The sequence below is a fragment of the Kitasatospora sp. NPDC029367 genome (genome assembly GCF_055569135.1).
The window spans coordinates 1-11,888 of the sequence record NZ_JBVHYH010000032.1; the positions used below are offsets into that span (position 1 = coordinate 1).

General features: G+C 76.8%; 1 protein-coding gene. It reads left to right on the top strand.

Features of this window, described 5'->3' with window-relative positions; all coding sequences use genetic code 11:
* The first annotated feature begins 153 nt into the window (after positions 1–153).
* Positions 154–11,838, top strand: coding sequence for a type I polyketide synthase (locus tag ACZ4W5_RS19145; RefSeq protein ID WP_465655717.1), 11,685 nt, complete (start codon positions 154–156; stop codon positions 11,836–11,838).
* Positions 11,839–11,888: the final 50 nt, after the last annotated feature.

Here is an 11,888-nt window from a genome sequence, read left to right on the forward strand (position 1 = left end):
CAGGGCCTGGCCGCCCAGTCCCTGGCCTGGGGCGCCTGGATGCCCACGGCCGGTATGACGGGCACGCTCTCCGAGGCCGATCTGCACCGCATCCGCGCCTCCGGCGTCCCGCCCCTCACCGAGGACCAGGGCCTCGCCCTGCTCGACGCCGCGATGGCCGTCGACGAGCCCTACCTGGTCGCGACCGGCCGCATGGCCGCCGGTGCCCGCCCGCGCGGCGAGGTGCCGACGATGTTCCGCGCCCTCCTGCCCGCCGGCCGTCGCACGGCCGCGAGCGCCGGAGGTACGGCCTTCGCCGCCCTTGCCGCGCGTCTGTACGAGCTGCGCGAGGCCGACCGGCTGCGGCACGTCGTCGACCTGGTCCGCACCGAGGCCGCGTCCGTCCTCGGCCACGCCTCCCCGCAGGCCGTCGCCGCCGACCGCGACTTCCACGACCTCGGCATCGACTCCCTCACCGCGCTGGAACTGCGCAACCGGCTGACCGCCGTCACCGGCCTGCGCCTCCCGGCGACCCTGGTCTTCGACCACCCGACCCCCACCGCCATCGCCGACCTCGTGCTCGCGGAGGTGCTCGGGCAGCACGCCGAGCCGGTGGTCCCGGCCGCGGTGGCCGCCGCCACCGCCGACGACCCGATCGTGATCGTCGGCATGGCCTGCCGCCTGCCCGGCGGGATCGGCACGCCCGAGGAGCTGTGGGCGCTGGTCGCCGAGGGCCGCGAGGGCATCTCGGACTTCCCGACCGACCGCGGCTGGGACCTCGACACCCTGCTCGGCGGCGGCCCCGGCGACCGGGGGCGCAGCGCCACCGCCAAGGGCGGCTTCCTGCACGGGGTGGCCGACTTCGACGCGGCGTTCTTCGGCATCTCGCCGCGCGAGGCCCTCGCGATGGACCCGCAGCAGCGGATCCTGCTGGAGACGTCCTGGGAGGCCGTCGAGCGCGCCGGGATCGACCCGACGGCGCTGCGCGGCAGCCGGACCGGCGTCTTCGTCGGCACCGGCGGCCAGGACTACCTGACGCTCGTGATGAACGCGCAGGAGGACATCGAGGGCCACGCGAGCACCGGCCTGGCCGCGAGCGTGGTCTCCGGCCGGATCTCCTACACCTTCGGCCTGGAGGGCCCGGCGGTCACCGTCGACACGGCGTGCTCCTCGTCGCTGGTGGCCATGCACCTGGCCGCCCAGTCGCTGCGCAGCGGCGAGTGCACGCTGGCCCTGGCCGGCGGCGTCACCGTGATGTCGTCCTCGCTCGGCTTCCCCGGCTTCACCCGCCAGGGCGGGCTGGCTCCGGACGGGCGCTGCAAGGCGTTCGCGGAGGGCGCGGACGGGACGGGCTGGTCGGAGGGCGCGGGCGTCCTGGTGCTGGAGCGGCTGAGCGACGCGCGCCGCAACGGGCACCCCGTGCTCGCCGTCGTGCGCGGCAGCGCCGTCAACCAGGACGGCGCCTCCAACGGCCTGACCGCGCCCAACGGCCCGTCCCAGCAGCGCGTCATCCGCCAGGCCCTCGCCAACGCCCGCCTGTCGGCCGCCGAGGTCGACTTCGTCGAGGGCCACGGTACGGGTACCACCCTGGGCGACCCGATCGAGGCCCAGGCCCTCCTGGCGACCTACGGGCAGGACCGCGAACGGCCGCTCCTGCTGGGCTCGTTGAAGTCCAACCTCGGCCACACCCAGGCCGCCGCCGGTGCGGCCGGCGTGATCAAGGCCGTGCTGTCGATGCAGCACGGCGTGTTGCCCCGCACGCTGCACGTGGACGCGCCGTCCTCGCACGTCGACTGGTCGGCCGGTGACATCCGGCTGCTCACCCAGGCCGAGGAGTGGCCGCAGACCGGCCGGCCCCGACGCGCGGGCGTCTCGGCCTTCGGGATCAGCGGCACCAACGCGCACGTGATCGTCGAGCAGGCCCCGCCGGCCGAGGCGGTGGTGCCGGAGCCGTCGGTGGCGCCGGTCGTCGTGCCGTGGGTGCTGGCGGGCAAGTCGGAGGCCGCGCTGGACGCCCAACTCGGCCGGCTGGAAGGCCTGGACGCCTCGCCGGCCGACATCGGCCTCTCGCTGGCCGCCGGGCGGTCGCGCTTCGCGCACCGGGCGGTGCTGCTGGACGGTGCCGAGGTGGCGCGCGGCGTCGCCGACGGCGAGCGCAGGACGGCAGTGCTGTTCTCCGGGCAGGGTGCCCAACGCCTCGGCATGGGGCAGGAGTTGTACGAGCGCTTCGCGGTGTTCGCCGAGGTCTTCGATGCGGTCTGCGCGCAGTTCGACCTGCCCGTCCGCGAGGTCGTGTGGGGCTCGGACGAGGAGCTGCTGAACCGGACGGAGTACGCCCAGGCCGGGCTGTTCGCGGTCGAGGTGGCGCTCTACCGCCTCGTCGAATCGCTGGGCGTGCGCGCCGAGTTCGTCGGGGGCCACTCGATCGGCGAGATCGCGGCGGCGCACGTGGCCGGAGTGTTCGGCCTGGACGACGCCTGTGCCCTGGTGGCGGCTCGTGGCCGGCTGATGCAGGCGCTGCCGGCGGGCGGCGCGATGCTCGCCGTGCAGGCGACGGAGGACGAAGTCCTGACGCTGCTGGGCGAGTCCGTCTCGCTCGCGGCCGTCAACGGCCCGACCTCCGTGGTCGTCTCCGGTACGGAGGAGGCCGTCTCGCGGATCGAGGCACACTTCGCCGACCGCCGGACCACCCGCTTGCAGGTCTCGCACGCCTTCCACTCCCCGCTGATGGACCCGATGCTGGCGGACTTCCGCGAGGTCCTCGAGCGGCTGACGTACCGCGCGCCGTCGATCCCGCTGGTCTCCAACCTCACCGGCTCCCTCGACAGCGAGGACGTCACCACCCCCGACTACTGGGTCCGCCATGTCCGCGAGGCCGTCCGCTTCGCCGACGGGATCCGCGCGCTGCACTCCGCCGGTGCGACCGACTTCCTGGAGCTCGGCCCCACCGCGGGCCTGTCCCCGGCCGTCCGGCAGACCCTCGCGGACGCCGCGGACGTGGTCGTCGAGCCGGCCGGCCGCCGCGGCCGCCCCGAGGAGAGCGCCCTGCTGACCGCGCTCGCTTGCCTCCACGTCGCCGGCACGCCGGTCGACTGGGCGCGTCTGTTCGACGGCACCGGCGCCCGGCGCGTCGACCTGCCGACCTACGCGTTCCAGCGCGAGCGCTACTGGCCCCGGACGCACGCCCCGGCGGGCGGACGCCCCGGCGCCGCCGCGCCGGACGACCCGCTGGACGCCCGCTTCTGGGCCGCAGTCGAGGGCGAGGACCTGGACGCGCTCGCCGCCGACCTCGCCGTGGACGGCGAGGCGCTCGGCGCGGTCCTCCCAGCCCTGTCCGCGTGGCGGCGCCACCACCGCGACCAGTCGCTCCTGGACGCCCTGCGCTTCCACGAGTCCTGGCGTGCGCTGCCGGGCGGCTCGACGGCCCGGCCCTCCGGCCCGTGGCTGGTGGTGACGCCCGCCGAGGACGGCGACGAGGCGTGGACGGAGGCGGCCTGCGAGGCGGTCGGACCGGACGCCCTGTGCCTTTCCGTGCCCACGTCGGAGCGAGCCGAGCTCGCCGCGCTGCTGCGCGGACTGCCCTCGACCGGCCGCCCGTTCAGCGGCGTGCTGTCCCTCCTCGCACTCGGCCGGGGCACCGGCCCGGCCGCCGCGACCCTCGGACTCCTCCAGGCGCTGCGCGACGCGGACGTCACCGCGCCGCTGTGGTGCCTGACGCGCGGCGCCGTCGCGGTGGCCCGCACCGAAGCGCCGGCCGCACCCGAGCAGGCCGCCGTGTGGGGCCTCGGCCGGGTCGCCGCGCTGGAGCACCCCCAGCAGTGGGGCGGTCTCGTCGACCTGCCCGAGGCCCCCGACCGGTCCGCGGTGCGCCGCCTGGCCGCCGCGCTCGCCGGCACCGACGGCGAGGACCAGATCGCGATCCGCACCGCCGCCGTCCACGTCCGCCGCCTGGTTCCGGCCCCGGCCGGCGCACCGGACGCGGGCTGGACGCCGGGGGAGACCTTGGGCACGGTGCTGATCACCGGCGGCACCGGCGGCCGAGGCGCGGCCGTGGCCCGGCAACTCGCCGCCGCGGGCGCGAGCCACCTGCTGCTGGCGAGCCGGCGCGGCCCCGACGCCCCCGGCGCCGCCGACCTCGCCGAGGAGCTGACCGGCCTGGGCGCCGTCGTGACGACCGCCTCCTGCGACGTCGCCGACCGTGCCGCCCTCGCCGCCCTGCTGGCCGCGATCCCCGCCGACGCCCCGCTCACCGCCGTCGTCCACGCGGCGGGCACGCTCGACGACGGCGTCCTCGACGACCTGACGCCCGAGCGCCTCGCCGCCGTCCACCGGGTCCGCGCCGAGGCCGCCCGCCACCTGGACGAGCTGACCCGCGGCCTCGACCTGACGGCCTTCGTGCTCTGCTCCTCCGTCGCGGGCGCCGTCGGCACCCCCGGCCGCGCCACCCTCGCGGCCCCCGCCGCGGTCCTGGACGCGCTCGCCCAGCGCCGCCGCGCCGAGGGCCTGCCCGCCACCTCCGTCGCCTGGGGCGCCTGGATCGGCGCCGAGGCCGCCGGCATCGACTCGGGCGCTCCGGCCGACGACGAAGGACGCACCCAGCGCGCCGCCGTCCCCGCCCTGCACCCCGAGCTCGCCCTGGCCGCGCTGCGCCAGGCCGTCACCCGCCCGGCCCCCGCGCTCGTGCTGCTCGACCTGACCCAGCCGCAGGTCCTGGAGAGCCTGGTCGGCCTGCGCGGCAACCCGCTGCTGCGCGACCTCCCGGCCGCCCGGCCCGCGCTGGAGGCCGCCGCCGCGGCCCGCCGTGACTACGCGACCGCCGCCTCCGAGCTCACCGGCCGCCTGCGCGCCCTCACTCCGGCCGAGCGCACCGCCCTGCTCACCGACCTGGTCCGCACCCACGTCGCCGCCGTGCTCGGCTACGCCGACCGCTCCGCAGTCGCCCCCGACCGCAAGTTCCGCGACCTCGGCTTCGACTCCCTGACCGCCGTGGAGCTGCCCGTCCGCCTCGGCGCGGCCACCGGCCTCAAGCTCCCGGCCACCTCCGTCTACGACTACCCGACCGGCCAGGCCCTCGCCGAGCACCTCCTGGCCGAGCTCCTCGACACCCCCGCCGACCCGCTGCTCCCCGCCGCGCGGGCCGCGGCCGACGACACCGACCCGATCGCCATCGTCGGCATGGCCTGCCGCCTGCCCGGCGGCGTCACCTCGCCCGACGAGCTGTGGCGCCTGGTCTCCGAGGGCGGCGACGGCATCGCCGGCTTCCCCCGGGACCGCGGCTGGGACCTGCGCACGCTGCTCGTCGGCGACCGCGACGGCCGCGGCCGCAGTGCCACCCTGGAAGGCGGCTTCATCGACGCCGTCGCCGACTTCGACGCCGCCTTCTTCGGCATCTCGCCGCGCGAGGCCCTCGCGATGGACCCCCAGCAGCGTCTCCTCCTGGAGACCTCATGGGAGGCCCTGGAGCGCGCCGGCGTCGATCCGCAGAAGCTCGGCGGCAGCCGCACCGGCGTCTTCGTCGGCACCAACGGCCTCGACTACGCGACGCTCATGATGAACTCGCGCGAGGACATCGGCGGCCACGCCGGCACCGGCCTCGCGTCGAGCGTGCTCTCCGGCCGGATCTCCTACACGCTCGGCCTGGAGGGCCCGGCCGTCACCGTCGACACCGCGTGCTCGTCCTCCCTGGTCGCCCTGCACTGGGCCGCCCAGGCGCTGCGGGGCGGCGAGTGCGGACTCGCGCTCGCGGGTGGTGTCACGGTGATGACCACCCCGGTGAGCTTCGCCGGCTTCACCGTCCAGAACGGACTCGCCGCGGACGGCCGCTGCAAGGCCTACTCGGACGCCGCCGACGGCACCAACTGGTCCGAGGGCGTGGGCATGGTCGTCCTGGAGCGGCTGTCCGACGCGCGTCGCAACGGGCATCCGGTGCTGGCGGTCGTGCGCGGCAGCGCCGTCAACCAGGACGGCGCCTCGAACGGCATCACCGCGCCCAACGGCCCGTCCCAGCAGCGCGTCATCCGCCAGGCCCTGGCGAGCGCCGGACTGTCGCCTGCCGAGGTCGACGCCGTCGAGGGGCACGGCACCGGCACCGCCCTGGGCGACCCGATCGAGGCCCAGGCCCTCCTCGCCACCTACGGGAGGAACCGCGAACGGCCGCTGCTGCTCGGCTCGCTGAAGTCGAACATCGGCCACACCCAGGCCGCCGCCGGCGTCGCCGGGGTGATCAAGACCGTGCTCGCCATGCGGCACGGCGTGCTGCCCAAGTCCCTGCACATCGACCGTCCGTCCGCCGTCGTGGACTGGACGGCGGGTTCGATCGACCTGCTCACCGAGGCCCGGCCGTGGCCCGAGGTCGACCGGCCCTGGCGCGCCGGGGTGTCCTCGTTCGGGATCAGCGGCACCAACGCGCACGTGATCCTCGAACAGGCCCCCGCGGTGCCCGAGCACACCGAGGACCAGCGGGTGCTGCCCGCCGTCGTCCCGTGGGTGCTCTCCGGCCGCTCCGAGGACGCGTTGGAGACCCACCTCGCCCGCGCCCGCGCCCTCGCACTCTCCCCGTTGGACATCGGGTTCTCGCTCGCCTCCGGACGCTCCACCTTCGAGTACCGGGCCGTGCTGCTCGCGTGCAGCGAGGGCCTGACCGAGGTCGCCCGCGGCGTCGCGGCCGACCGCGCGACGGCCTTCCTGTTCTCCGGCCAGGGCTCCCAGCGCCTCGGCATGGGCCGGGAGCTGTACGCGCGCTTCCCGGTGTTCGCGGACGCCTTCGACGCGGTGTGCGCGGTGCTGGACGAGCACCTGGACCAGCCGCTGCGCACGGTCGTGTGGGGCGAGGACGCGGACCTGCTGAACCGGACGGAGTACGCCCAGGCCGGGTTGTTCGCGGTCGAGGTGGCGCTCTACCGGCTCGTCGAATCCCTGGGCCTGCGGCCGGACTTCGTGGCCGGGCACTCGATCGGCGAGATCGCGGCGGCACACGTCGCCGGGGTGTTCCCGCTCGGCGACGCGTGCGCCCTGGTGGCCGCGCGCGGCCGGCTGATGCAGGCGCTGCCGTCCGGCGGCGCGATGCTCGCCGTGCAGGCCGAGGAGGACGAAGTCCTGCCGCTGCTCGGGGACTTCGTGTCGATCGCCGCCGTCAACGGCCCGACGTCCGTGGTCGTCTCGGGCGCGGAGGAGGCCGTCTCGCGGATCGAGGCGCACTTCGCCGACCGCCGGACCGCGCGGCTGCGCGTCTCGCACGCGTTCCACTCGCCGCTGATGGACCCGATGCTGGCGGACTTCCGCGAGGTCCTCGACGGCCTGTCCTACAGCGCGCCGTCGATCCCGCTGGTCTCCAACCTGACCGGCACCCTGGGCGGCGAGTTCACCACCCCGGACTACTGGGTGCGCCACGTCCGCGAGGCCGTCCGCTTCGCCGACGGCGTCCGCGCGCTGCGCGAGGCCGGGGCCACCGCCTTCCTCGAACTCGGCCCCGACGGCGTCCTCACCGCCCTCGCCGAACAGAGCCTCGGCGACGACGCGGCCGACTGCGTCCGCGCCGCCGCCCTGCGCAAGGACCGCGCCGACGAGCGCACCCTGCTCACCGCCCTCGCCGCGCTCCACGCGGCCGGCGTCCCGGTCGACTGGGCGGCCCTGTTCGAGGGCACCGGCGCCCGCCGGGTCGACCTGCCCACCTACGCCTTCGACCACCGCCGCTACTGGCCCCGCCCGGCCGCCCTCTCCGGCGACGTCGCCTCCGTCGGCCTCGTCCCGGCCGACCACCCGTTGCTCGGCGCCGCCGTCCCGCTCGCCGACGACACGGACGGCGTGCTCTTCACCAGCCGCCTCGCGCTGCGCGTCCACCCGTGGCTGCTCGACCACCGGATCGGCGGTCGGCCGGCCTTCCCCGCCGCCGCCTTCGTCGAACTGGCCGTCCGGGCCGGCGACCAGGTCGGCTGCGGCCGGATCGCGGAGCTCACGCTCGGCGACCCGCTGCCGCTCGCCGAGGACGACGAACCCGTCGTGCAGGTGCGCGTCGGGGCGCCCGACGGCACCGGCTCCCGCCCGGTGGCCTGCTACGCCCGCCCCGGCGACGGCGCCCCTGACGAGCCGTGGACGCGCTGTGCCACCGGCACCCTCGTGCCCCAGGACGACGACCTGCCGGACTACGCCCAGGCGGCCTGGCCGCCGGCCGGCGCGCTCGCCGTCGACCTGGACGGCTTCTACCGCGAGCCCGGGCGCGGCCCGGCGTTCCAGGGGCTGCGCGCCGCCTGGCTGCGTGGCGAGGAGGTGTTCGCCGAGGTCGAGCTGGACGGCGAACCCGCCGACGACGCCCGCTACTTCGGCCTCCACCCGGCCCTGCTGGACGCCGCCCTGCACGCCGCCGTGCTGATCGGCGTCGGTTCGGAGGAGCAGCTGCCGCAGCCCCGGGCCTGGCAGGGCGTGGCCCTGCACGCCGGGGGAGCGGCCGCCCTGCGGGTGCGCGTGGCCCGCCTCGGCGAGGACACGGTGTCCGTCACCGCCACCGACCCGGCGGGCGGCGCGGTGCTGACGGTCGGTTCGGTCGTCCTGCGCGCCCCGCAGGCCGCCGCGGCCGCCGCCCGCACCGGCCGAGACCCGCTGTTCCGGATCGAGTGGGTCCCCGCCCCGGCCACGCCGCCCGCCGCCACGGCGCCGAGCTGCACCGCCCTCGGCCGGGACGTCTACGGCACGGGCTCCTCGGCCGCGACCCTCGCCGACCTCGGCCGCCGGGTGCCCGACCTCGTCCTGGTCGCGCTGGACGGCCCGGCCGGCGACGTCCCCGCGGCCGTCCACGCGCACACCACCCGCGTGCTCGCCCTCGTCCAGGAGTGGCTGGCCGACGACCGCGCCGCCGCCTCCCGGCTGGTGTTCGTGACCCGGGGCGCCGTCCGGGCCGCCGACGGCGACACCGTCCGCGACCTGCCAGGCGGCGCCGCCTGGGGCCTGGCGCGCACGGCGAACTCCGAGCACCCCGGCCGCTTCGCCCTGCTCGACGTCGAGCGGACGCAGGACGTGGCCGCCGTGCTGCCGCTGCTGCCCGGCCTGCTGGCCGACGGCGAGGCCCAGTTCGCGGTCCGCGGCGGCGCCCTGCGGGTCGGCCGGCTGGCCCGGCTCGCGGACGCGGCGGGGCTGCTGCCCCCGGCCGGTACTCCGTGGGTCCTGGACGGCCCGCTGGGCGAGGACCCGGCCCTCGTGCCCTGCCCCGAGGCGGCCGAGCCGCCCGCGGCCGGGCAGGTGGCCGTGGCCGTCAAGGCCGCCGCCGTCCACGCACACGGCGCCGGCGCAGCCGGTGTGGTGACGGCGGTCGGCTCCGGCGTGCCGGACCTGCGCCCCGGCGACGAGGTGTTCGGCGTGCTGCCCGCCGGGCCGAAGGCGGTCGCCGACCGGCGTCTGCTGGCCCCGCTGCCCGACGGCTGGTCCATCGAGGCCGCCGCCGCACTGGCCGCCGACTTCGTCCCGGCGTGGCGGGCCCTCGGCGGCCCGGCCGCCGCCCGGTCCGGCCGGACCGTCCACGTCCACGCCACCGCCGCCGGACCGGCCACCGCCGCCGTCGAGCTCGCCCTGCTCCTCGGTGCCGACGTCTCCGCGACCGCCCCCGACGGGCTGCGCGAGGCCCTGCTCGGCCACGGACTGCCGCCGGAGCGGCTGACCGACCGCGCGGCGGCGGGCACCGACCTCGTCCTCGACGACGCCGCCTTCGGCCGGCTGCCCGTACCGGACGCGGACGGGACCGCCGCGATCCTCGCGGAGCTCGCCGCCCTCGCCGGACGCGGGGAGCTCACCGCCCAGCCCGTCGCCGCACACGACATCCGCGACGCCCGCACCGCGCTCACGGTCTGCGAATCCGCGCGCCGGACCGTCCTCACCATGCCCGTCGAGCGCGACCCCGACGGCACCGTCCTGATCACCGGCGGCACCGGCGCGCTCGGCCGCCACCTCGCCCGCCGGCTCGCCGTCACCGGCGCCCGCCACCTGCTGCTCACCAGCCGGCGCGGACCGGACGCCCCCGGCGCTGCCGAGCTCCTCGCCGACCTGGCGGCGCTCGGCGCCGAGGCCCGCGTCGTCACCTGCGACACCGCCGACCGCGCCGCCACCGAGGCCCTGCTCGCCGGCATCCCCGCCGAACACCCGCTCACCGCCGTCATCCACACCGCCGGTGTCCTGGACGACGGCATCGTCACCGCGCTCACCCCCGAGCGACTGTCCGCCGTCCTGCGGCCCAAGGTCGACGCCGTCTGGCAGCTCCACGAGCTCACCCGCGACCTCGGCCTCGCCCAGTTCGCCGTCTTCTCGTCCATCGCGGGCGTCATGGGCAGTCCCGGCCAGGGCAACTACGCCGCGGCCAACGCCTTCCTGGACGCCCTGATCGACCACCGCAGGTCGCTCGGCCTCGCCGGCACCTCGCTCGCCTGGGGCCCGTGGGCCCAGGAGGCGGGCATGACCAGCGAACTCAGCGAGACCGACATGCGGCGCATGCAGTCCGGCGGCATCCCGCCGCTCTCCGTCGAGCAGGGCCTCGCCCTGTTCGAGGCCGCCCTCGGGTCCACCGAACCGCTGGTCATCCCGATGGGCCTGGCCGCCGGGGGCATGCGCCCCCAGGGCGAGGTGCCGCCGCTGTTCCGCGGACTCGTCCGCGCCGCCCGGCGCACCGCCGCGGGCGGCGGCGGGAGCGGCGCCGACGCGGCCGTCGGCTTCACCCGGCAGCTGCTCGACCTCAACGAGCGCGAGCGCATGCACTACCTCGTCGACACCGTCCGCGCCGAAGCCGCCGCCGTCCTCGGCCACCCCTCCCCGGAGGCCGTCGACGCCGAACGCGACTTCTACGAGCTCGGGTTCGACTCGCTCACCGCCGTCGAGCTGCGCAACCGGATCGCCGCTGTCACCGGCCTGCGGATGCCCGCCACCGTCGTCTTCGACAGCCGCTCGCCGGTCGAACTCGCCACCTGGATCCGCAGCGAACTCGCCGACCAGGCCACCGAGGACGGCACCGGCGCGGCCGTGCTCGGCTCCGGTGCCGAACCCGAACTGGACTCCCTGGAGCGCCTGTTCACCGACGCCCTGGCCAACGGCAAGGTGCCCGAGGCCCAGCGCATGCTCGCCACCGTCGCGGCGCTTCGCCCCACCTTCGAGGCGACCGCCGAACTGGAGGACCTGCCCTGGGCGACCCGCCTCGCCGAGGGGCCCCGCCCGACCCGGTTGATCTGCGTCAGCGCGCCGACGGCCAACGCGGGCGTGCACCAGTACTCCCGGCTCGCCGCCCACTTCCGCGGCGAGCGCGAGGTGTCGGCGCTCCCGCTGGTCGGCTTTGCCACCGGCGAACGGCTGCCCGCCACCCCCGAGGTCGCCACCCGGGTGATCGCCGAGAGCGCCCTGCGCGCCAGTGACGGCCACCCGTTCGTCCTCGCCGGCCACTCCTCCGGCGGCTCCTTCGCCTACGCCGCGGCCGGCCTGCTGGAGCACACGTGGGGCATCCGGCCGGCGGGCGTCGTCCTCTTCGACACGCTGAGCTTCCAGCACAACGCGGACGAGGGCACCGACTACACCGGCATGATGCGGCTCAACTTCACCGGCGCCGACTCGCCGGTGCGGCTGACCAACTCCCGGCTGTCCGCCATGGGCCGCTGGATGGTCCTGCTCAACCGCCTGGAGGTCCACCACACCACGGCCCCCGTCCTGCTGATCACCTGCGACCGCGCCCTGGCCGGCGTGGACGAGGCCCCCATCGAGCAGCGCCCCCAGGCCGAACCGCTCGTCCCGGGCGCCCGGGTGGTCGGCGTCGACGCCGACCACCTGTCGATGATCCGCGAGGACTCGGCCCTGACCGCCGAGATCGTGGAGGAGTGGCTGCGCGGCCAGGAGTAGCCGCGGGCCGGACGGGCGTTTCCGGCCACCCCCGGTTTCCGGGACCACCC